Here is a 24,615-nt window from a genome sequence, read left to right on the forward strand (position 1 = left end):
CTCTCAATTGAAAGTATGGCGCTCGTCGTCAGGGGATTTCTCGTTCCAAATTTTCGCTAGGAGCGACCTGAATCCAGAAACAGGGAAACAATCTGGGTGAGTAAGGTGTGAGTTATGGGTTATTTTTTAAGACGTTTGTCATTTTATTTTGTCGCGCTATTAGTTGCTGCGACGTTAAACTTTGCAATTCCGCGAGCAATGCCGGGCGACCCGGTGACCATGATGTTCGCTAACGCTTCTGTTCAGGTAACCCCTGAGCGTATCGCAGCAATGAAAGAACTACTCGGCTTCGTCGATGGCGGTCTATTAGTACAATACATTGCTTACATGAAGAACATCCTCAGCTGGGAGCTAGGTACTTCAATTCAATTCTACCCACTGTCTGTAAACTCGTTACTTGGCGGTGCATTCGGTTGGTCACTGTTCTTAGCGGGTACGGCGGTTGTTCTATCGTTCTCTCTAGGCTCTATCTTAGGCATCTTCGCAGCTTGGAAACGTGGCAGTAAATATGATGCATTCGTGACCCCAGGTATGCTGATTCTGCAAGCGGTACCTCAAGTGGTTATCGCAATGATTGCACTATTCACCTTCGCAATCGGCCTTAAGTGGTTCCCGACTGGCTACGCATATACCGCGGGTACAGTGCCAGATTGGACAAGCTGGGAATTCATTAAAGACGCAGCTTATCATGCTGTTCTTCCTCTATTTTGTGCTTCTGTGGTTCAGATTGGTGGCTTCCTAGTCAACATGCGTAACAACATGATCAACCTTCTTGCAGAAGACTACATCACTATGGCTAAAGGTAAGGGCCTAAGTGAAAACCGAGTGGTATTCAACTACGCGGCACGTAACGCACTACTACCAAGTGTAACCGCACTTTCAATGTCACTAGGTATGGCAATCGGTGGTCAGCTCATCATCGAAATCATCTTCAACTACCCGGGTCTTGGTACGGTTCTATTCAATGCGATTAACGCGCGTGACTACCAAGTTCTTCAAGGTCAGCTACTTATCATGACGCTGTTCATGCTGTTCTTTAACCTTGTCGCTGACATGCTTTACGTTGTTCTTGACCCTCGTCTACGTAAGGGTGGTAAATAATCATGAAAGACTTTCTAAAACTCATTTGGCGCAACCCGATGGCACTGACTGGTGTAATCATTCTTGGCGTCTTCATCTTCGCAGCGCTGTTTGCACCATTAATTGCAAAGCACGCCCCAGACAAACGTACGGGTAACCCGCACGAGTACCCAAGCTTCGTAGTGAAATCAGCTCAATCTAACCCTGATGGCTGGGTAGCAACAAACCTAGCAGATGACCGTCGTACGCTGATCATGTCTAAAAAAGCAGACCACGTACTGGGCACAACTCGTATGGGTCGTGATGTTTGGTCTCAAGTAGTACACGGTGCTCGCGTATCACTAGCAGTAGGCTTCGGTGCAGGTATCACGGTATGTTTACTTGCTACTGTAATCGGTGTATCGGCAGGTTACTTCGGCGGTCGTGTTGACGACATTCTTACCGCAGCGATGAACATCATGCTAGTTATTCCGCAATATCCATTGCTCTTTGTGGTTGCAGCATTCATTGGTGAGGCGGGCCCATTAACCATCACCTTAGTTATCGGCTTTATGTCCTGGGCTTGGGGAGCGAGGGTTATCCGCTCACAGACGCTGGCTCTGCGTGAAAAAGAGTTTGTGAAAGCTGCTGAGGTATTGGGTGAGTCTTCTTTCCGCATCATCTTCGTTGAGATTCTGCCAAACCTTATCTCAATCGTTGGCGCGAGCTTCATCGGCTCTGTGATGTACGCAATCATGATGGAAGCGACGCTGTCTTTCCTTGGTCTTGGCGACCCGAACACCGTGAGCTGGGGCATCATGCTTTACAACGTACAAGCCTCTTCTTCGATGCTGATTGGCGCTTGGTGGGAACTGCTAGCTCCATGTATCGCACTAACGCTACTTGTAACTGGCCTAGCACTGCTGAACTTTGCTGTTGATGAGATTGCTAACCCACAACTGCGTTCGCACAAAGGTATGAAGCGCTGGAAGAAACTTGCTGCGCAAGACAAGCAAGAGCGTGAGCCTGAACTACCACCACAAAATGCACTTTGGAGCGGAGATAAATAATCATGACAGCACCACTCATTTCTATCCGCAACCTTTGCGTAGATTACATCACAGACGCGGGCGATGTCCGCGCCTGTAACAACGTGAGCTTTGACATTGCACCCGGAGAAGTCTTCGGTCTAGCTGGAGAATCTGGTTGTGGCAAATCAACCGTTGCGTTTTCACTGATGCGCCTTCATAAGCCGCCAGCGTTTATCACCGGTGGTGAGGTTATCTTCAACGGTGAAAACATCTTAGATTACAGCGACGACCGCATGCAAGCATTCCGCTGGAGCGAGATGTCGATGGTATTCCAGAGTGCGATGAACGCGTTGAACCCTGTCTTACCAATGGAAGAGCAGTTCTGTGACGTGATTATGCGTCACACTAACATGACTCGTGAACAAGCAAAACAACGCGCTGAAGGCCTGTTGGAGATCGTTGATATCCACCCTAGCCGTCTTAGCGATTACCCGCACCAATTCTCTGGCGGTATGCGTCAGCGCTTGGTGATTGCGATTGCATTAGCTCTGAATCCGAAGTTGATCATCATGGATGAGCCAACCACGGCTCTCGATGTGGTGGTACAGCGTGAGATCCTACAGAAGATCCACGCGCTAAAAGAAGAGTTCGGTTTCTCTATCTTGTTCATCACTCATGACTTATCGCTGATGGTCGAGTTCTCCGACCGTATCGGCATCATGTATTCAGGCGAACTGATCGAGGTGGCGAACTCACAAGATATTCTAGAAAACCCTTATCACCCGTACACCAAAGGACTGGGGAGTTCTTTCCCTCCTTTGACGGGTCCAAAAACGAAATTGGCAGGCATCCCTGGTAACCCTCTGAACTTATTAGAAATACCAGAAGGTTGTCGCTTCCAAGCTCGTTGTGACCGTGTACATGAAACTTGTACGAAAGTGCCAACCAAACTGCGCTCAATTGAGCCAGGGCATCTTTCAAACTGCCACCTTTATGGTGAGCCAATAGTACATACCAAGCTCTAGCTTGCCTGCTCTTAGAGCATCAATACAACAAGGCGGACAAACCGCCATGCAAGCAAAAAGCGATAAAGGATTCTGGAGACAATTATGAGCAAAAATTACGGTCAATTATTGGTAGAAGGTAAGAACGTCGTCAAAGACTTCCCAATAAGCAGCACCACAATTCAAACTCCAATGATGCGTGCGATCAACGACGTGTCATTCAAGATGTATAAAAGCCGTGGCCTCGCCGTTGTTGGTGAGTCAGGCTCAGGTAAATCAACCACAGCGAAGATGATCGCTAAGATGTACGCGCCAACTGACGGCGTTATCGAATACAAAGGTCGCGATATCCAAACTATCGCGTCTAAGCGTGATTTGATGACCTATCGTGAGGGCGTACAAATGGTATGGCAAGACCCGTTTGGTTCACTCAACCCAACTCACAACATCTTCCACCATATTTTGCGCCCACTGCTGATTCACAAAAAAGTGGACCCGCGCAATAAGCGTGAGCAAGAAGAGCGCGTATACGATCTTCTTGAGCAAGTTGGTTTGATCCCACCAAAAGAGACGGCTCAGAAGTACCCGCACCAACTGTCTGGCGGCCAGCGTCAGCGTGTCAATCTGGCGCGTAATATCGCAGTAGGTGCCGAGGTAGTTCTTGCTGACGAGCCAACCTCAATGCTCGACGTATCAATCCGTGCAGGTGTTCTCAACCTGATGGAAGAGATGAAGTTCGAAAAAGAGATGTCGCTACTTTACATCACCCACGATATCGCGACAGCTCGCTACATCGCGGAAGACCTTTCAGTGATGTATGTCGGACACATGGTGGAATGGGGAGATACCGATGAGGTCATCGCCAACCCACAACACCCATATACACAACTTTTGGTGTCAGCAGTTCCGGATCCAAAGAAATCAATCCATGAAAAATTGGCTGGCAACAAAGGGGAAATTCCACTGTGGACTCCTGAGTCTGCAGGCTGTCCTTTTGCTGGTCGCTGCACGCACGCAACCGACAAGTGTAAAGAGCAACTACCGGGTGTGACTCAGTTGGGTGAAAACCACTTCGTACGTTGTTACCTACATGAGAGTTAATCATTGGGGTTGGGGGCAGCACTGTCCCTAACCTTTTCACTCTGGTCATTTAACATCGACCATTTTTAACCAAAGATTTAGTACCTAGCCAATAGAAATTAGGACTGTCGGAGACATTTGATGCTGTTACTCACCAATCACATTGGCTATGAAGCCAACGCGCCAAAGCAAGCGATACTGCAAACTCGCAAGGCTCGTCTTTCCTCTACCTCCGTACTGTTGGTGTGTGCAGATAATCATGTCACCGTTGATAGTTTTGATGTGGTTAAGCACGGCCAAGTTGCAAACTGGCACACAGGAAACTACTTCACAATTGATTTCAGTGAAGTGACCAAACCGGGGCGTTACTATCTGCGCTTTGAAAACCTGCGTTCGGAAATTTTCGAGATTGGTGAAAACCTACTGATGCAGAGAACCTTCTCTGACGTTCTGCACTACTTCAAATCACAGCGCTGTGGCGGCATTTTCGACAAGAAAGATAAACAGGCTCAATTGTTGGGCACTGATCGTTATGTAGATGTGCACGGTGGTTGGTACGACGCATCGGGTGACGTCAGTAAGTACTTTAGTCATCTCTCTTATGGAAACTACCTCAATCCACAACAGATTCCGATGGTGGTTTGGAACATGCTCAAAGGGCTGCGTTTAGCTCAGGATCATGAAGCGTTCCAGAAGTTCACTCAAACTCGCCTTACTGAAGAGGCTCTATTTGGTGCAGACTTCTTAGTGCGTATGCAAGATGCAGTCGGCTACTTCTACATGACTGTATTTGACAAATGGAGCAAAGATATCAACCAACGTGATATCTGTGCCTACGCGACGCAGGAAGGTATCAAATCTGATGATTTTCAAGCCGGATTCCGTCAAGGTGCAGGAGTTGCTATCGCTGCACTAGCCAGTGCTTCTGCTCTAGAAGTTTCTGGAGAGTACTCTAATCAAACCTATTTAGAGACAGCTGAAAAAGGCTACTGGCACCTAAAAGAGTACAACCTCCTCTACCTCAACGATGGTGAAGAGAACATCATCGATGAGTACTGCGCATTGTTGGCGGCAAGTGAACTCTATCGCGTAACTAAAGACTCTAAATACCTTGCTGAAGCGAGAGTCTGGACTAAACGCCTCACTCAACGTCAACAGTCAGATCAAACCTTTGATCACTTCTGGTCAGCAAATTCCGACGGTTCGCGTCCTTATTTCCATGCAGCGGAAGCTGGCCTGCCCGTGATTGCTTTATGTGAATACTTAGCTTTAGAACCGGATATGCAGCAGCATGAAACTACAAGTCTCGTGGTCGAGCAAGCCTGCCAATTTGAAATCTCCGTTACCGACAGAGTCGCGAACCCATTTGGCTATCCTCGACAATATGTAAAACCAGTCGACAGTGATAAGCGAGACGCCTTCTTCGTTGCTCACAACAACGAGACGGGCTATTGGTGGCAGGGTGAAAATGCACGCCTAGGCTCTTTAGCGACTATGGCGTTGCTCGCTCAACCTTATATTCGAGACGAAGCACTCAAAGCTCGCTTGATTACCCTGTCTCAAAACTGTTTAGACTGGATTTTAGGTCTCAACCCTTATCACATGTGCATGCTAGATGGTCACGGCCACAACAACCCAGACTACCTACCACAACTTGGTTTTTTCAATGCCAATGGCGGTATTTGTAATGGCATTACTGCAGGTTTTGAGGACGAAGAAGATATCGCCTTTAATCCACCAGCACAAAAAGACGACATGCTTCAAAACTGGCGCTGGGGAGAGCAATGGATCCCTCATGGCGCGTGGTACCTGTTAGCAACAGCGGCCCAGTTTAACTTCACCGTTAATCAAGGGGAGCAATAACATGTACTACGTAGGTATTGATGGCGGCGGCACCTCTTGCCGAGCTCGAATCCGTGACACTGAAGGCCAATTTATTGGAGAAGCCAAAAGCGGTAGCGCCAATATTCTTCTTGGTACTGATATTGCGATGGCGTCCATCGTTGCGGCAATTCGCGATGCGGCTCTACAAGGCGGTTTAACAGAATCTGATTTTTCGAAGATGCATGTTGGGTTAGCACTTGCTGGTGCTGAACAAAAATCGGCTTGGTTGAACTTCATGACAATCGACCATCCTTTTGCATCAATCACCCTGAATACCGATGCCTATGGTGCTTGTGTTGGAGCGCACAACGGGCAAGACGGCGCAATCATGATTGGTGGTACTGGTTCGTGTGGCATTTTGCTCAAAGATGGGGAGCAACACGTCGTTGGTGGTCGTGAGTTCCCAATTTCAGACCAAGGTGGTGGTGCCGTGATGGGGCTCAGACTTATCCAGCAAGTACTGCTTGCTGAAGACGGTATTCGCTCAAAGACATCACTGTGTCAACACGTCATGAACCACTTCGATAATGACGTAGACAATATTGTTGAATGGTCAAAGAGCGCCATTCCAAAAGACTACGGTCAGTTTTCCCCAGTTATTTTTCAACTCGCTAACGAAGGTGATGAGCTCGCTATTGAGATGCTCAAACAAACGGCAGCTGACATCGAAATGTTTATCAATGCCCTCCACCGAAAAGGAGCCAATCAAGTGTGCCTAATGGGCAGTATCGCTGAACGTCTTCAGCCTTGGCTCTCTCCCGTTGTTCAGCAATGGATTGTACAGCCTCAATTCGACGCCATCGAAGGTGCGTTGATGTTTGCTGGCAAGCCCGAACATAACTTGTACTAATAGACTTAACAGGGAAGTGATATGAATTACCGCATTGACTTAGCTGTTCTCTCAGAACAAAAGCAAAACTGCCGCTTTGGTCTTACCGTACATAATTTAAGTGATGCCGACATCAAAATATGGTCGCTGCATTTTGCCTTTGATCGCTTTATTCTCCCAGAAAGCTTATCGCAAGGCACTCTAACTCAGGTAGGTAGCTACTGTACGTATACACCTAATGACAGCGAGCTTAAGGCCAATAATCACTACTATTTTGAATTCAGTATTCAAAGTGCCCCATTCCGTTTCCTTTCAGACGGTTTAAACGATGCGTTTATCCAAACTCTCACTGATGATGAAACGCAAATCTTACCGGTAGATATTTCCCCAATTGTTCTGGCCTCACCCTACCGCGAACACACTGAAGTTCCTCAGGTTGATGCCGCACCATTGGCGCTGATCCCACAACCAAACTCAGTCACAACACAAAGCGGAGCCTTCCCCCTAACTCCAGGTACAGCGTTCGCTATCACCTCTGCACTGGCAAGCGATGGTGGAGAGTGGCTGAAAGAAGAATTGCGCACCCATTTCGAGCTATCACTGCCTGAGCAAGAGGTGGGTGCCATTACCTTTAGAACCAACCCAACACTCGATGATGCTGAATATAAGCTCACGGTGACAGCGGAAGCCATAACAGCAGAAGCCGGTAGTCAAAGTGGCTTTATCTATGCAGCCGCAACCCTGGTTCAACTGATTGAGCAGCAAGGTGTGGAGTCTTTCTCGGTTCCATGCTGCAAAATCGTCGACAAACCAAGATTTAAATACCGCGGGATGATGCTCGACTGTGCGCGCCACTTTCACTCGCTAGAGGATGTAAAGCGTTTAATCAACCAACTCGCCCTGTACAAGTTTAATGTTTTCCACTGGCACCTCACTGACGATGAAGGTTGGCGCATAGAGATAAAACAGCTGCCTCAACTGACCGACATTGGCGCATGGCGTGGTCTTAATGAAGCACTGGAGCCTCAATACACACATCTGGCTCAGCGCTATGGTGGCTATTACACCCAACAAGAGATCCGCGAAGTGATCGCCTACGCCGAAAAGCGCGGCATTACAGTGATTCCAGAAATTGATATTCCAGGTCACTGCCGAGCAGCAATCAAATCTCTACCAGAGATGTTGGTTGAGCAGGAAGATACAACCGCATACAAAAGTATTCAGCACTATACCGATAACGTACTCAACCCAGGGCTTAAAGGCACCTATCAGTTCCTAGATATCGTTATCGAAGAAGTCGCTGCTCTCTTTCCAAGCAAGCTTATCCACATGGGTGCCGATGAAGTGCCACATGGCGTTTGGACAAACAGTCCTGCAGCTCAAGCAGTAATGAAAGAACACGGTTATCAAGACAGTAAAGAGCTGCAAGGTCACCTATTCCGCTATGCCGAAAACAAGCTCAAACAGCTTGGTAAAAAAATGGTCGGCTGGGAAGAAGCACAACACGGCGACAAGGTCAGCAAAGAGACCATCATCTACTCGTGGCTAAGTGAAGAAGCCGCCGTCAATTGTGCTAGACAAGGCTTTGACGTGGTGCTGCAACCGGCTCAATTCACTTACCTCGACATGACACAAGATTTTGCACCAGAAGAGCCAGGTGTCGACTGGGCTTCAGTGATTCCACTGGAACAAGCCTACAACTATGAGCCACTCGCGGAGATCTCTGACACTGACCCGATTCGAAAACGAATTCGTGGCATTCAGTGTGCGCTTTGGTGTGAAATTGTTACCCACCAACAGCGTATGGATTACATGGTATTCCCTCGGATCAGCGCACTAGCGGAAGGATGCTGGACCCACAAGAACAATCGTAACTGGCTGGATTACCTATCCCGCCTAAAAGGTCACTTACCACTGCTTGAACGGTTAGATATTCAGTACCGAACACCTTGGTAAGAACACTAGAAAACCCATTAATTTCGGATACATAGCCACGAGGCTCTGAATCAATATTTGTAAGATTAACTGCCGGAGTGCAGTTTGTTAAAAAGGAAATAACAATGAAATACGGCTATTTCGACAACGAGAATCGCGAATACGTCATCACTCGCCCTGATGTACCAGCACCTTGGACTAACTACCTAGGTACCGAGAAATTCTGTACTGTCATATCACACAACGCTGGCGGTTACTCGTTCTACAACTCACCAGAATATAACCGTGTTACTAAATTCCGTCCGAACGGCACTTTTGATCGTCCGGGACACTATGTTTACCTGCGTGATGATGAGACTGGTGACTACTGGTCTATCTCTTGGCAGCCAGTGGCAAAGAGCCTAGATGAAGCAAACTACGAAGTTCGTCATGGCCTTTCGTACTCAAAGTTCAAATGTGAATACAGTGGCATTACCGCAACCAAAACGCTATTCGTCCCTAAGGGCGAAGATGCAGAGATTTGGGACGTTGTACTAAAGAATAACACTGATAAGCCACGTACTATCAGCACATTCTCATTTGTAGAGTTCTCGTTCAGCCACATCCAATCAGACAACCAAAACCACCAGATGTCTCTGTACTCTGCGGGCACATCTTACCAAGAAGGTGTGTTGGAATACGATCTGTACTACAACACTAACGACTTTGAAGGCTTCTACTACTTAGCATCAACTTTCTCACCAGACAGCTATGACGGTCAGCGTGACAACTTCCTTGGTATGTACCGCGATGAAGCGAACCCAATTGCGGTTGAAAATGGTAAATGTTCGAACAGCGCACAAACCTGTTACAACCATTGTGGTTCTCTGCATAAACAATTCACAATTCAACCGGGTGAAGAGGTTCGCTTTGCTTACGTACTAGGTATCGGCAAAGGCAACGGTGAGCGCCTACGTGAGAAGTACCAAGACACTGCAAACGTAGATGCTGCGTTCCAAGGAATCAAAGATCACTGGGACGAGCGTTGCAACAAATTCCAAGTTAAGTCTCCAAACGAAGGCTTGGACACTATGATCAACACCTGGACACTATACCAAGCAGAGACTTGTGTGGTGTGGTCGCGCTTTGCATCATTCATTGAAGTGGGCGGCCGTACTGGTCTTGGCTACCGTGATACCGCGCAGGACGCTATCTCTGTACCTCACGCTAACCCAGCAATGACTCGTAAACGTATCGTCGACCTACTACGCGGCCAAGTTAAAGCAGGCTACGGTCTACACCTATTCGATCCTGACTGGTTTGATCCAGAAAAAGCGGATGTTAAACCTTCGAAATCACCAACAGTAGTTCCGACTCCATCAGACGACGATAAGATCCACGGTATCGAAGACACCTGTTCTGATGATCACTTATGGATCGTTCCAACCATCATCAAGTACGTGATGGAAACCGGCGAACATGAGTTCTTTGATGAAGTGATTCCTTACGCAGACGGCGGTGAAGCGACTGTTTACGAACACATGAAAGCAGCACTGAACTTCTCTGCAGAATACGTTGGTCAAACAGGTATCTGTAAAGGTCTACGTGCTGACTGGAACGACTGTCTAAACCTTGGTGGTGGTGAGTCGTCAATGGTTTCATTCCTGCACTTCTGGGCTCTACAAGAATTCCTAGATCTCGCTAAATTCCGCAACAATGCCGCTGACGTTGAGAAATACACTGAAATGGCAGCGAACGTTCGTGAAGCATGTGAAACACACCTGTGGGATGACGAAGGTGGCTGGTACATCCGTGGTCTAACAAAAGATGGCGACAAGATCGGTACTGCGCAACAAGCTGAAGGTCGTGTACACCTAGAGTCAAACACACTGGCAGTTCTATCTGGCGCAGTTTCTCAAGAGCGTGGCGAGAAGGCGATGGATGCTGTTGATGAGAATCTATTCTCTGAATACGGCCTGCACCTAAACTCTCCATCATTTGCAACACCAAACGATGATATCGGCTTCGTCACTCGTGTTTACCAAGGCGTAAAAGAGAATGGTGCAATCTTCTCTCACCCGAACCCATGGGCTTGGGTAGCAGAAGCGAAACTTGGTCGTGGTGACCGTGCAATGAAATTCTACGATGCTCTTAACCCGTACAACCAAAACGACATGATTGAAACACGCTACGCAGAACCATATTCATACGTGCAGTTCATCATGGGTAAAGACCACCAAGACCATGGCCGTGCTAACCACCCTTGGTTAACCGGTACCTCTGGTTGGGCATACTTTGCGGTTACCAACTTCATTCTTGGTGTACGTACTGGTTTTGAGGGCCTAACTGTTGATCCTTGTATCCCAACGAATTGGCCAGAGTTCGAAGTCACTCGTCAATGGCGCGGAGCAACTTACAACATCACAGTGAAGAACCCGAATGCAGTAAGCAAAGGGGTCGCGTCTATCACCATCAATGGCAAAGCAGTCGAAGGTGCTATCCCAGTTCAAGCAGAAGGCAGCGTGAACGATGTTGTCGTTGTTCTAGGCTAATCGCGTAATTTAACGAACCGCTCTTGCCTCAGGTCATAACTGACTTGAGGCAATGAGACTAAAAGGATTTTCACATGATTAAATTTGGTACGGGTGGCTGGCGCGCTTTCATAGGTGAGGAGTTCACTCGCGATAACGTTCGCTTGGTCGCTCAAGCACTGGCTAACATCATCAATGATGAAGATGCAGCACAAAATGGCTTTGTGATTGGCTACGATCGTCGCTTCTTATCCGATAAAGCGGCCTGCTGGTTTGCTGAGGTACTTGCAGCTAACAACATCAAAGTCAGCTTCATCGATAAGTTTGTTCCAACCCCTATAGTAATGTTCCAAGCAAAAGAAATGGGCTGCACCTACTCAGCATGTATTACCGCTTCTCACAACCCAGCGGATTACAACGGTATCAAGGTGTTCATTGAAGGTGGTCGTGATGCTGATGAGATCATCACCGAAAAGATCGAACAGCAGATCGCGACTCTAACCAACGAAGACGTTATCCGTGTCGACTTCGAACAAGCGTTGAACGACAAAGAGATCGAAATCATCAACCCGATGAACGACTTTGTCGATTCGATCATCAACTTCATCGACATTGAAGCAATCAAGAAAGCCAATCTGCGTGTTTTGATTGACCCAATGTTTGGTGTGGCAAAAAACGCTCTTCAGACGGTACTGATCAATGGCCGTTGTGATGTCGACGTAATTAACGACGGTAAAAACCCAGACTTCGGCGGTTTGATGCCTTCACCGAGCGCAGCAACATTGTATCGCTTGAAGCACTTGGTTGCGGCTGAAGGTTACGACATCGGTATTGGTACCGACGGCGATGCCGACCGTTTAGGTATTATCGATGAGAAGGGTAACTTCATTCACCCTAACGAAGTGCTACTGCTGCTTTACTACTACTTACTGGAATACAAGGGCTGGAAAGGCTCGGTAGTACGTAACATCGCAACTACTCACCTACTCGATAAAGTCGCCGCTGACCATGGTGAAAAGAGCTTTGAGGTTCCAGTAGGCTTTAAGCACATTAGTTCACAAATGGAAGCAGATGACTCACTGATTGGTGGCGAAAGCTCAGGCGGCTTGACCATTCGCGGACACATCAAAGGTAAAGATGGCGTATTCGCTTCAAGCTTGTTGGTTGAGATGATCAGTGTAACAGGCAAGAAGCTCTCAGAGCTGCTGGATGAGATCTACTCAAAGTACGGTTATGCATACACAGCCGAGGGTGATTGCACGTTTAAACCTTCTCAGAAAGAGGCGCTTTACACCAAGATTTACGTAGAGAAACAGCTACCGCAGTTTGAATATGAGATTGAAAAAGTCAGCTATGAAGATGGTGCGAAAGTCTACTTCAAAAATGGTGGCTGGGTGATTGCTCGCTTCTCAGGAACCGAACCGTTGCTGCGTATATTTGCAGAAATGGAAGATAAAGACACTGCTGAACGTGTTCTTCAAAACATGAAAGCCTTCCTATCTTTGTAACTCTTTAAGGAAGGGTTTTATACCTAGATTTAACCCTATAGGTGAAGAACGCTTGCCCAGTATCCTACTTAGTCAGTTTGATACTGGGCTTTTTTATTCACATGAGATTGTTTGTTAAACGAATGGCTTAGAAAGCAAGAACGCCCTTGGTATCGACTTTTACTGTCACGGGCATGCCGACTTCCAATGCTTCAGAAGAAGTCGCCAGCAGTTTCTGACCATGCGCTTCAATCACATAACGACAATGGTCTCCCATAAACTGCTGCTCCAATACAGAGATAGCACTGTCTTGCTCATAGCTAGCCAAGATATGCTGAGGTCTCAACAACAACTCACAATCATTGCCCAACTCGATGTCCGTTTGAGATTTTGCCTCAACCACGCCTAAGCTGGTTTCAAATTCATGTTCAGATATACGCTGCGCATTCAAGTAGCTACCGCCACCTAAGAAGTCAGCAACAAACTTGCTCGAAGGATGGAAATACAACTCCGAAGCAGAACCGTACTGTTCGATCACACCGTTGTTCATCACAGCCATTTTGTCAGCAAAAGCAAAAGCTTCTTCACGACTGTGCGTTACAAAGATCGCGGTAACACCCTGCTTCTTGAAAATTTTTCTAATCTGAGAAATCAACTCATGTCGAACCTGAGTATCAATATTTGAAAAAGGTTCATCAAGTAACAACAGATCTGGCTTATAAGCTAAAGAACGTGCAATTGCCACACGTTGTTGTTGACCACCAGAGAGTTGGTGCGGGTAACGATCGCCATATTCACCAAGGTGAACCAACTCAAGCATCTCACGCACTTTATCCGACTTCTCTTGATCTGATAATCCACGCAAACCAAAAGCCACGTTCTGATTTACCGTTAGATGCGGGAAGAGCGCATAATCTTGAAAGATCATACCAATGTTGCGTTGCTCTGGGGGTAGCCAATTCTTACCGTCATCAATGGTCTGGCAGTTAAGGTTCATTACGCCACTGCTCAACGGAAGTAGACCAGCAATCGCCTTTAGCAAAGTTGTTTTGCCACAACCACTGGCACCAAGCAGACAGACAATCTCACCGTGCTCAACCTCTAAAGAGAGGGACTCTAGAACCGTCTGAGACTCATACTTACAAGTCAGATCTTTAATTGATAATGCACAACTCATTAGTTTTTTTGCTCCAAAGAACGGTTAACGATGATAAGCGGAATCAATCCCACCAGAACCAGTAACACCGCTGGCATTGCGGCTAGCTCAAGGTGCTCATCCGAGGCGTAGTTATAAACATAGGTCGCAAGCGTTTCAAAGTTGAATGGGCGCAGTAACAGCGCTGCATTCAGCTCTTTCATTGATTCAATAAACACCAGCAAACCAGCGATTAAGGCGCCACGCTTAATCAAAGGAAGGTGTACTCGACGCAACATTTGGTTGGTGTTGCAGCCCATGGTTTTCGACGCCATATCCAATGATGGGGAAACCTTACTCAGACTACTTTCGATACTGCCGATTGCGACGGCTGAAAAACGCACCACCATGGCAAAAATCAGTGCGAACATTGAGCCAGAGAATATAAGTCCTGGACGGCCCCACTCCATCGCTTTGGCAATATCATTCACCAAGTGATCCATAAACAGAACCGGAACCATTACACCGATGGCTAATACCGTTCCTGGTACCGCGTAGCCCATAGAAGAGAGACGCATGTAAGCAAGGTTACGCTTGCTCGGATTCACTCGTTGGTTGAAGTTAACAATCAGTGCTACCAGCACACCAATCACAGCGGCAAGAACAGAGACATTTAAACTGTTCATCGCGTACTCTCTAAACTCAGCAGTCCAGCTTTGAGCGAAGTACTTGTACGCGTAGATAAGCAGTTGACCGAGCGGGAATAAGAAAGCGATACAAACTAGTCCCCAACACCAGAAAAGTGCTGACCACTTTTTCCAGCCTTTCAGCTGATAACGGAAATCTTCTCGGCTATTGAATTGGTTTTGAAATAGCTTCTGCTTGCGGCGGCTGTAGCGCTCTGAACTCAATAACAAGATCACGATAACCAACATGATAGCTGAGATCTTGGCGGCAGCCGTGAGGCTAGAGTAACCAAGCCAAGTATCGTAAACCGCAGTAGTCAGCGTATTAACCGCAAAGTAGCTTACTGTACCGAAGTCACCTACGGTTTCCATTGCAACAAGAGATAGACCAACCGCCATCGAGGGGCGAACCAAAGGCAAAGAAATACGACGGAAACTTTCCCATGGAGAACACTTTAGGAGTCGTGCAGATTGCAACAAAGAAACATTCTGCTCCATAAATGCAGCACGGCATAGTAGGTACACATAAGGATATAGAACCAGAGAAAGTACAATGATTGCACCGCTTAGGGTTCGGATATCTGGGAACCAATATTCACCCGGCCCCCACCCTGTGATATCACGCAGCAGAATCTGTACTGGCCCCGCGAAATCAAACCAATCGGTAAAGATATAACCTACGATGTAACCCGGCATCGCTAAAGGAAGCACGAGCGCCCATTGAAGGACCCGCTCGCCAGGGATACGGCACATTGCCATGATCCACGCAGAGGGGATACCAAAAATCAACGACAAACACATAGTGCCGAACACTAAAACCACTGTGTTGTAGGCGTAGGTAGGCATCACCGTAGACATAAGATGAGAGAAGAGCTCATCCGTTTCACCAACAGCGGTTGTGAATATCGCTAAGATCGGAAAAACCAGCAGCAAAGCAATCACTCCACTACTGGTATTCCATATATAATTCTTTTGTTTCATCGCTTAATTACAACGGAGAGGGATAACTCGAAAATGCGTTTGAAAATACATCTCATATCCTTTTAAAAACTAAGGGTAGTTATACCGATATCGCACTGTGACTGCAAGGCGCGAAGCTCAGAACTCACTAGTTCTAGGCGTTGCTTTGTATCAAAAAGTGACTTGCTTAAAAACAAAACAACCCCAAGTCCATAAAGTAGGAACTTGAGGTTGTTAATCAATCTAGGCCGCAGCCTACATCAATAAAATTAAAGGTCGAATTTAACTTCATCTAGAAGTTTGATTGCCGCTTCGTGGTGGTTAGCAATCTCGTCTAGAGAAATTGTATCTGCTTTGAACTCACCCCAAGATGCTACAAGCTCAGATGGTTTAACATCAGCTTTTACTGGGTATTCGTAGTTCACTTCAGCGTACATACCTTGTGCAGTGTTACCTGCTAGGAATTCCATTAGCTTAACAGCGTTCTCTTTGTTTGGAGAGTATTTCGCCATTGCCATACCAGAGATGTTTACGTGAGTACCAGTTGTCTCTTGGTTAGGGAAGTTGATGTAAACAGCGTCAGCCCAAGCTTTTTGCTCTTTATCATTAACCATCTTACCTAGGTAGTAGCTGTTACCAAGAGAAACGTCACATAGGCCTTCTTTGATAGCTTTAACTTGTGCACGGTCGTTACCTTGAGGCTTACGAGCTAGGTTAGCTTTAACGCCTTCTAGCCATTCTTTAGTTTCTGCTTCGCCTTTATGAGCGATCATAGAAGAAACTAGAGATACGTTGTAAGGGTGCTTACCACTACGAGTACAGATTTTGCCTTTGAACTCTGGCTTAGCTAGGTCAGCGTAAGTGAAATCTTCACCTAGACGGCCAACACGGTCACGTGAAGAGTAAACGCTACGTGTACGAGTTGTTAGAGCGAACCACTCGTTATCAGTATCTTGGTACTGAGCTGGGATGTTCTTTTCTAGTACGTCGCTTTCAACAGATTGAACTAGACCTTGCTTAGTTAGCTCAGATAGACGGCTGATATCCACAGTTAGGATAACGTCAGCTGGGCTGTATTCGCCTTCTTGAGCTAGCTTCTCTGCTAGACCTTTCTTTGCGAACTTAACGTTTACTTTAATACCAGTTTCTTTAGTGAACTCGTTGAACATAGGCTCAACAAGGAAAGGTTGACGGTAAGAGTATACGTTTACTTCTTCTGCAGCGATTGCCGCTGTAGGTGCGATAGTTGCGCAAGCTAAAGCAGAAAGAGTTAGCAGTTTTTTCATTGGTTCAATCCTTTTTGACATACAAATGATAATATTTATCAGTTTCATTATTATATTTAACAACTAGTGAAACACAACGTCAAAGATCAAAAAAACCTGCTCATCCGAGCAGGTTTCAAGTAGGTTAAATGTAAATCTTTGTAAATATTACTTCACAGATACGAACTCTGGGTAAGCACCAACACCACAGTCGTGCATATCCATACCTTCTAGCTCTTCGTCTTCGCTTACACGGATACCGATTGTTGCTTTTAGGATTGCCCATACCGCTAGACTTGCACCAAATACCCAAGCAAAGATTACTGCAGCACCGAATAGTTGAGCACCAAATGTTGCGTCAGCGTTGCTTAGTGGCACAGCCATCAGACCGAAGAAACCACACACACCGTGCACTGAGATAGCACCTACTGGGTCATCAATCTTAGCTTTGTCCAGAGCGATGATGCTGAATACTACTAGTGCACCAGAAACTGAACCGATAGCGACTGCAAATAGAGGTGATGGAGACAGTGGATCCGCTGTGATAGCCACTAGACCAGCCAACGCACCGTTCAATACCATTGTTAGGTCTGCTTTACCCCAAGTTGTCTTACATACTAGTAGTGCTGCGATTGCACCTGCTGCTGCTGCTGCGTTTGTGTTTAGGAAGATTTGACCAACTGCTGTCGCGTTTTCAAAGTCCGATACCATTAGCTGAGAACCGCCGTTGAAGCCGAACCAACCAAACCATAGGATGAATGTACCTAATGTTGCCAATGGCATGTTTGAACCAGGAATTGGGTAGATTTCACCGTTTTTACCGTATTTACCTTTACGAGCACCTAGTAGAAGTACGCCTGCTAGAGCTGCTGCTGCACCTGCCATGTGTACGATACCTGAACCTGCAAAGTCACTAAAGCCAGCTTCAGATAGGAAACCACCGCCCCATGTCCAGTAACCTTCCATTGGGTAGATGAACGCTGTCAGAACTACAGAGAAGATTAGGAATGACCATAGCTTCATACGCTCAGCAACCGCACCAGATACGACTGACATTGCTGTTGCAACGAACACCACTTGGAAGAAGAAGTCAGATTCTAGAGAGTGATCCGCACCTTCACCTTGCGTACCAATTAGTGCACCAAAAGATGGCAACCAACCGCCCTCACCGTTATCGACATACATGATGTTGTAACCAACAACTAGGTAAGTCGTACATGCAATTGCATATAAACAAACGTTTTTAGTTAGGATTTCAGTGGTGTTCTTTGAACGTACAAGACCAGCCTCAAGCATTGCAAAGCCTGCCGCCATCCACATTACCAACGCACCTGAAATGAGGAAGAAAAAAGTGTCTAGTGCGTAACGTAATTCCGTTACTGTTGTTAAAAGTTCCATATTAAATTCTCCAGTCCTTGAATTCTTAAAGTGCTTCTGCGTCCATTTCGCCTGTACGAATACGTACCGCTTGGCTCAGGTCGTACACAAAAATCTTACCGTCACCGATTTTACCGGTGTGAGCAGCTTGGCTAATCGCTTCAACAACACGGTCTACGTTTTCTGCTTGAGTCGCGATTTCTAGTTTTACTTTTGGAAGGAAATCAACTTGATATTCCGCACCGCGGTACAGTTCCGTGTGGCCCTTTTGACGACCAAAACCTTTAACTTCTGATACAGTCATACCTTCGATACCGACATCAGATAGCGCTTCTCTCACATCGTCTAATTTGAATGGTTTCACTATGGCATTGATGAGTTTCATAATCGTTCCTTAGATTTTTCACTTAGTCCGTTAATACTCTTTCTATAATCCAAGTAGCGTGCCAAAAAGTTAAATTATTGATACTTAACGACTTTAACTTTATACACCTCCAATAACGAAAAAGGTCGCACCATAATGGTGCGACCTTTTCACTATCTTAATGCGCTGGTATCAAATTGCTCTATATTTGGGCAATGCGCTCAATTGGGTATTCTACAATCCTAAAAAATCTACCCAGCGCTCCATCAGCAACTCAAAATCATCAATTCCACAAACCGATAAGCTTTCACTATTGTAAAAGTCGAATTCACTACCCTCTTCCATTTCATACTCATGGCCGAGGACATTCTCTTGAATCGTTACTTCATCTTCATTGATCGATAACGTGATCTCTTTACCTACCATTGAAAGCTCATTGCTAAAGTTAGTACGTGACTCTTCAACAAGTGCCAACACCTGATCGATTTTACTTTTGTCTTTACCAATCTCTTCTTGAAGCCAACGTCCAACGATTTCGTGCCCCATGCTGCATTTCACGTAGTACTCACCCATCAAAGTGTTTCTTGTAAATTCGAATTCCATAGTGGCTCCACGCAGTAACTGCAGACAGGGTTAAAAATGAGGCGAGAGTATATAGCGAAGTGCTTTATAGGTCGAGTCGCTCGTAGCCCAGTATTCAGACATAAAAAACGCCTACCGAAGTAGACGCTCTATCATTTGGGTTCCTCTAAATAGTTGGAGTGGCAGCTAGGCGACAAGTACGTTCATCCCTATGAGCATAGAAACTCTATGTGATTAGGGTGAACGTACGCAGTCAACAACGCTGCCGCTACAAATATGACGAGGAACTAGGCTGGTTCTTGGAAAATAACCGTGTCCGCTTTTTCCGTGTACTGACCCATTTTGTGGAAGTTCAGGTAACGGTACGTGTCAGCTGCCGTTGCATTAATCTTCTCTGCGTACTCTAGGTACTCTTCTTTCGTTGGGATACGACCTAGAATCGCACCTACAGCAGAAAGCTCAGCAGACGCTAGGTAAACGTTCGCACCTGTACCCAAACGGTTCGGGAAGTTACGAGTAGACGTAGACATTACTGTCGACTTGTCTGCAACACGTGCTTGGTTACCCATACATAGAGAACAACCCGGAGTTTCGATACGAACCCCTGCACGACCGAAGATGCCGTAGTAGCCTTCTTCTGTTAGCTGGTCTTTATCCATCTTAGTTGGCGGAGCCACCCATAGGCGAGTACTTAGAGAGCCGTTGAACTCTTCAAGCATCTTACCTGCAGCACGGAAGTGACCGATATTGGTCATACAAGAACCAATGAACACTTCTTGGATCTCTGTACCTTGAACGTCAGAAAGAAGACGAGCATCATCTGGATCGTTCGGTGCACATAGGATTGGCTGATCGATGTCAGCAAGGTCTATTTCGATAACGTGAGCGTATTCAGCATCTGAATCAGCAGACAGCAACTCAGGGTTCGCTAACCATTCTTCCATTGCTGTAATACGACGCTCGATAGTACGAACATCACCGTAGCCTTCAGCGATCATCCACTTAAGCATAACGATGTTTGAGTTCAGGTACTCTTCGATAGACTCTTGAGATAGCTTAACAGTACAACCTGCCGCTGAACGCTCAGCAGATGCATCAGAAAGCTCGAACGCTTGCTCAACAGATAGGTGTTCAACACCTTCGATTTCTAGTACGCGACCAGAGAATTCATTGATCTTACCTGCTTTCTCTACTGTTAGTAGGCCTTGCTTGATGCCGTATAGAGGAATCGCATGTACTAGGTCACGTAGCGTGATACCTGGCTGCATTTCACCTTTAAAGCGAACCAAGATAGATTCTGGCATATCAAGAGGCATTACACCTGTTGCTGCCGCGAATGCAACTAGACCAGAACCTGCAGGGAATGAGATACCTAGAGGGAAACGAGTATGCGAGTCACCACCTGTACCTACAGTATCAGGAAGAAGCATACGGTTTAGCCATGAGTGGATAACACCATCACCTGGACGTAGTGAAACACCGGCACGGTTCATGATGAAATCAGGTAGTGTGTGGTGCGTGTTTACGTCAACTGGTTTCGGGTATGCCGAAGTGTGACAGAAAGACTGCATCACTAGGTCAGCTGAGAAGCCAAGACATGCAAGGTCTTTAAGCTCATCACGCGTCATAGGACCTGTTGTATCTTGAGAACCTACTGTTGTCATCTTAGGCTCACAGTATTGACCTGCGCGAACACCTTCAACACCACATGCTTTACCAACCATCTTCTGAGCTAGCGTGTAGCCCTTGTCAGATGCAGATGGATCAACTGGCTTAGCAAACAGATCTGTCTCTTCTAGGCCAAGAGAAGTACGAGCACGGCTAGTTAGGCCACGACCGATGATTAGTGGAATACGACCACCCGCACGAACTTCATCAAGCAGTACTTTGCTCAATTCAAAGCTAGAGATTTCTTCACCGTTTTTACGTACAACGCCTTCGTATGGGAAGATGTCGATAACATCGCCCATGTTCATGTTCTGTACGTCTAATTCGATAGGTAGTGCACCAGAGTCTTCCATTGTGTTGTAGAAGATTGGCGCGATCTTACCACCCAGACAAACACCGCCAGTACGCTTGTTTGGTACGTATGGAATATCTTTACCCATGAACCATAGTACTGAGTTCGTCGCAGACTTACGTGAAGAACCTGTACCTACAACATCACCTACGTAAGCGAGTGGGATACCATCTTTTTGCAGTTCTTCAATTTGAGCGATTGGGCCAACAGTGCCAGGTTGATCTGGGTTGATGCCGTCACGTTCCATCTTCAGCATCGCTTTGGCGTGTACTGGAATGTCTGGACGAGACCATGCATCAGGAGCTGGAGATAGGTCATCGGTGTTCGTTTCACCAGTGACTTTAAATACTTTTACTGTGATTTTTTCAGCAACTTTGTCTTTCGAAGTAAACCAATCAGCGTCTGCCCAAGATTGAAGTACTTGTTGTGCTGAAGCATTACCTGCCTTGGCCTTCTCTTCTACATCATAGAAAGCATCAAACATTAGTAACGTGTGAGATAGTGCTTTAACAGCAATAGGAGCAAGATCAGCATCATCAAGAAGTGAAATCAACGACTCGATGTTGTAACCACCTTGCATAGTACCTAGCAGCTCTGCCGCTTTCTCTTTGCTAACAAGTGGTGATTCTACTTCACCTTTGGTGATAGCAGTTAAGAAGCCCGCTTTTACGTAAGCAGCTTCATCTACACCTGGTGGAATGCGATTTTCTAGTAGGTCAAGAATGAACTCTTCTTCACCTTGAGGTGGGTTCTTTAGAAGTTCAACTAGGCCAGCAACCTGCTCGGCATCTAGTGGTTTTGGAACAACTCCTTCGGCAGCACGTTCTTCGACGTGTTTACGGTAGGCTTCAAGCACGACTTTTTTCCTCTCATTGCGGTCCACCACCTTCCTTCATAATTGTTAGTAAAATAAAGCGGTGAACATCCTTGGAAACTTGGCTCTCCATTGCCATTTTCGTCATTCAATTTGTATTGATGATCGGCATCAGAGAGGCCAAACTGTGGGCGGTATAGTAGCAAATTTAACGATTAATTAAAATCTTATCATTTTGACCAACATAGCAAGTTAAGACGAAAGTCCCACTATTTTTGCCTAATTAGTCGCCAGTATCGCTATTTTTCGCATGGTTATTTATATGACGTTCCGATAATAAGGTAAACAGAATCGTAGTTATCTTCTGTCATACCATACGCCAAAATAATTGGCCCAATCGGAGAGTCGACGCCTGCAAACAGCGAGCCTGCGGTGTACAGCGGCGCTTCATGAATTTTCAAATCATTATTAGACCAAACACCACCGTGTTCAATGGATGCGCCCAGATAGAACGGGGACTCAAACAAACCGAAATCATTTTCAAACCATTTATAGCGATACACTAAACTGGTAAATGCCAGGTTTTGACCGAGTAAACTGTTACGCGGAATACCTGATAGGTTTAAGAAACCTCCGAGCTGTTTCGGGTCGATTGGGAATAGAGAATTTTTACTTTCTACGATACCGTAATCCACCTTTGCGACTAAAGTATGGCGTTTGTAGCTCTGTGCGGCCATTAGATTGGCTGAGAACTCATACACGGTGTCATTGTCTTGAACAAGGTTGGGATCAGAGATAACAGTATCAGAGTCAAACTCATCATGAGAAACAAGGTATTCTAAATCAACGAAATAACCTTCCGTAGGAAGACTGAAGTTATCTAAGGTATCAAGACGATAGCTTATAAAACCACCGATTCGCTCGTAAGAGCCACCACCAAGCGACGGCAACGATGAAACTTCAACCTCACCATCAGTGTATCGCCCACCAAATTTCAACTCTTGCCACAAAGTTGGTTGATACCCAAACGCCAGCTCAACGATGTTCTCTTTGTATGTCATCGATACAAAGTCTTGAGTTACATCTAAGGTCGGCTCCTCAATTTCATCGATGTTAGCGGGTAGGTTTCGTTTCTGGTTGGCATACACATACGACGCTGAGGTAAACAGGTTGTGGTGCGAGAAAAACGGAGAAAATAGCTCAGCTTCAATGCGCTTATCAGTGCCCATCTCTAAGTTGGTTCTGAGCTCTGCACCATGTTGATTGATATCCGTAAAGTTTGCAGAAACACCAATTGAGTATTGGCTATCGGTAGCAAAGTCATCTTCTAAGAAAAAGCGGAAGTTGAGGTAGTTTGGTCCCCACTCCTTCTCGTTCACATCGACGACCAATTGATCGACACCATCAGAATCATCGAATTGGTAGGTAATCAGTTCAAAGCGATCGAGCGCGTAGAGGTTTTGTACGCTAGTTTCAATCTGGCTGGTTTTTAACACTTGCCCAGCTTCAAGGTTTAGGCGGTTCTCAATCAGCTTGTCGGAATAGTGGCTGTTATTGTTAATCACAACCTCATCAACCACGGTTTTATCACCGTGCTTTAGTTTACGGCGAGCTTGCTGCTTGCCTTCAACATAATCTTGATACTTGGCAGTACTCATTGAAAGGCCGCGAAGCTTGTCTTCAAACTGGTAGGCAACTTGATAACCCGCTTCATAAGCGCCGGGCATCTTATCAAACTCAGTGGTCTCCATCTGACCAACATCGGGCTTAAGAAAGACGTCCTCTGCCGTTAAAGTTTCCGCCTGTTGTTGAGTACTGCGACGTACCAAGTAGTTCGAAAGTTGATCAGCGACCGTGAAAAGGTTGGTGAACTCTTCTTCGCCTTTGTAGTTGGTGCTGATGTCTACTGCGATAACAATGTCCGCGCCCATCGCACGGGCAACATCTACCGGCATATTGTTGATGACACCACCGTCGACCAACATGCGGCCATCAACCTCATAAGGAGGTAAAGCGCCCGGTACTGACATACTCGACATCATTGCATCGACGATCTGCCCTTTATCGATCACCACCTCTTCGAGTTCGATGATATCCGTTGCGACAGAGCGGTATGGGATAGCAAGATCATCAAAAGATTCAAGTGGAGCTAGGTTACCCGTTGTCTCACGCAGGATACGTAGCATGTTCTGACCTTGTACGACACCCGTTGGTGCACGTACTTCCCCCCAACCTAAACCTAAATCCGTGGTCAGTTGGTAACGGTCTTCATACTCTTTGTCGCGCACGCGTCGGTCGCTGCGGTTTACACGGTCGCGATAGCCTTTGTTCCAATCAACAGAGTAGATAAAACTTTCAATCTCGTCGGCACTCATGCCCGTTGCGTACAAGCCGCCTACATAGGCCCCCATACTGGTACCTGTAACGTAGTCGACTGGAATGTGCATCTCTTCAAGAGCCTTTAGGACACCAATATGAGCCGCGCCCTTGGCTCCACCACCAGCAAGAACCACGGCGATACTTGGGCGAGTTTTCTGCTCAACTTGCGTTTTGTCGGCTGGCTCAACCACATTTTCAGCCAAAACCTGAGAGC

The 24,615-nt window shown here is 46.4% G+C and carries 16 protein-coding genes and 1 pseudogene; 9 read left to right on the forward strand and 8 right to left on the reverse strand.

Annotated elements, in window-relative coordinates; translation table 11 throughout:
- Positions 1 to 114 precede the first annotated feature (114 nt).
- The 9 genes from AC6R05_RS16190 to AC6R05_RS16230 all read left to right on the forward strand — a co-directional run bounded on the left by AC6R05_RS16190 (position 115) and on the right by AC6R05_RS16230 (position 12,840).
- Positions 115 to 1,101, forward strand: coding sequence for an ABC transporter permease (locus tag AC6R05_RS16190; protein ID WP_032551522.1), 987 nt, complete (start codon positions 115 to 117; stop codon positions 1,099 to 1,101).
- Between the two features lie 2 nt (positions 1,102 to 1,103).
- The gene (locus AC6R05_RS16195) at positions 1,104 to 2,129 is read left to right on the forward strand and encodes an ABC transporter permease (RefSeq protein WP_150869236.1); all 1,026 of its coding nucleotides are present in this window, start codon (positions 1,104 to 1,106) and stop codon (positions 2,127 to 2,129) included.
- A 2-nt stretch (positions 2,130 to 2,131) separates the two neighbouring features.
- Positions 2,132 to 3,115: an ABC transporter ATP-binding protein gene (locus tag AC6R05_RS16200; RefSeq protein ID WP_150869237.1), complete on the forward strand. Its 984-nt coding sequence runs from the start codon at positions 2,132 to 2,134 to the stop codon at positions 3,113 to 3,115.
- An 84-nt stretch (positions 3,116 to 3,199) separates the two neighbouring features.
- Complete coding sequence (locus AC6R05_RS16205) at positions 3,200 to 4,195, forward strand: ABC transporter ATP-binding protein (RefSeq protein ID WP_150869238.1); 996 nt, start codon at positions 3,200 to 3,202, stop codon at positions 4,193 to 4,195.
- A gap of 120 nt (positions 4,196 to 4,315) precedes the next feature.
- Complete coding sequence (locus AC6R05_RS16210) at positions 4,316 to 6,037, forward strand: glycoside hydrolase family 9 protein (RefSeq protein WP_500648010.1); 1,722 nt, start codon at positions 4,316 to 4,318, stop codon at positions 6,035 to 6,037.
- Between the two features lies 1 nt (position 6,038).
- Positions 6,039 to 6,908: a glucosamine kinase nucleotide-binding domain-containing protein gene (locus AC6R05_RS16215; RefSeq protein ID WP_500648011.1), complete on the forward strand. Its 870-nt coding sequence runs from the start codon at positions 6,039 to 6,041 to the stop codon at positions 6,906 to 6,908.
- A 21-nt stretch (positions 6,909 to 6,929) separates the two neighbouring features.
- Positions 6,930 to 8,843: a beta-N-acetylhexosaminidase gene (locus tag AC6R05_RS16220; RefSeq protein ID WP_500648012.1), complete on the forward strand. Its 1,914-nt coding sequence runs from the start codon at positions 6,930 to 6,932 to the stop codon at positions 8,841 to 8,843.
- Between the two features lie 104 nt (positions 8,844 to 8,947).
- A complete protein-coding gene (locus AC6R05_RS16225) occupies positions 8,948 to 11,353 on the forward strand; it encodes a glycoside hydrolase family 94 protein (protein WP_500648013.1) in 2,406 nt (801 codons plus the stop codon).
- Positions 11,354 to 11,427: 74 nt separating this feature from the next.
- A complete protein-coding gene (locus tag AC6R05_RS16230) occupies positions 11,428 to 12,840 on the forward strand; it encodes a phosphoglucomutase/phosphomannomutase family protein (protein WP_500648014.1) in 1,413 nt (470 codons plus the stop codon).
- A 127-nt stretch (positions 12,841 to 12,967) separates the two neighbouring features.
- Here AC6R05_RS16230 and AC6R05_RS16235 read toward each other — a convergent pair whose 3' ends face one another.
- The 8 genes and pseudogenes from AC6R05_RS16235 to AC6R05_RS16270 form a co-directional block, all read right to left on the reverse strand.
- Positions 12,968 to 13,996, reverse strand: coding sequence for an ABC transporter ATP-binding protein (locus AC6R05_RS16235; RefSeq protein ID WP_500648015.1), 1,029 nt, complete (start codon positions 13,994 to 13,996; stop codon positions 12,968 to 12,970).
- The gene (locus tag AC6R05_RS16240; protein WP_500648016.1) at positions 13,996 to 15,621 is read right to left on the reverse strand and encodes an ABC transporter permease; all 1,626 of its coding nucleotides are present in this window, start codon (positions 15,619 to 15,621) and stop codon (positions 13,996 to 13,998) included. Before AC6R05_RS16240 ends, AC6R05_RS16235 begins: the two co-directional genes overlap by 1 nt.
- A 248-nt stretch (positions 15,622 to 15,869) precedes the next feature.
- Positions 15,870 to 16,886 (reverse strand): Fe(3+) ABC transporter substrate-binding protein, encoded by a 1,017-nt coding sequence (locus tag AC6R05_RS16245; protein ID WP_032551510.1) that lies wholly within the window; start codon positions 16,884 to 16,886, stop codon positions 15,870 to 15,872.
- 147 nt (positions 16,887 to 17,033) lie between these two features.
- The gene (locus tag AC6R05_RS16250; protein ID WP_032551509.1) at positions 17,034 to 18,263 is read right to left on the reverse strand and encodes an ammonium transporter; all 1,230 of its coding nucleotides are present in this window, start codon (positions 18,261 to 18,263) and stop codon (positions 17,034 to 17,036) included.
- Positions 18,264 to 18,288: 25 nt separating this feature from the next.
- Positions 18,289 to 18,627: a P-II family nitrogen regulator gene (gene glnK, locus AC6R05_RS16255; RefSeq protein WP_004738200.1), complete on the reverse strand. Its 339-nt coding sequence runs from the start codon at positions 18,625 to 18,627 to the stop codon at positions 18,289 to 18,291.
- Between the two features lie 213 nt (positions 18,628 to 18,840).
- On the reverse strand, positions 18,841 to 19,209 hold the full coding sequence (locus AC6R05_RS16260) for a YacL family protein (RefSeq protein WP_152469266.1): 369 nt from the start codon (positions 19,207 to 19,209) through the stop codon (positions 18,841 to 18,843).
- A gap of 266 nt (positions 19,210 to 19,475) precedes the next feature.
- Positions 19,476 to 22,064: a bifunctional aconitate hydratase 2/2-methylisocitrate dehydratase gene (acnB, locus tag AC6R05_RS16265; RefSeq protein ID WP_500648017.1), complete on the reverse strand. Its 2,589-nt coding sequence runs from the start codon at positions 22,062 to 22,064 to the stop codon at positions 19,476 to 19,478.
- Between the two features lie 272 nt (positions 22,065 to 22,336).
- Positions 22,337 to 24,550 (reverse strand): annotated as a pseudogene (locus tag AC6R05_RS16270) (patatin-like phospholipase family protein); the annotation flags it as partial.
- Between the last annotated feature and the right edge of the window lie 65 nt (positions 24,551 to 24,615).

Source organism: Vibrio sp. R11-SG3-ISO9 (assembly GCF_059834255.1).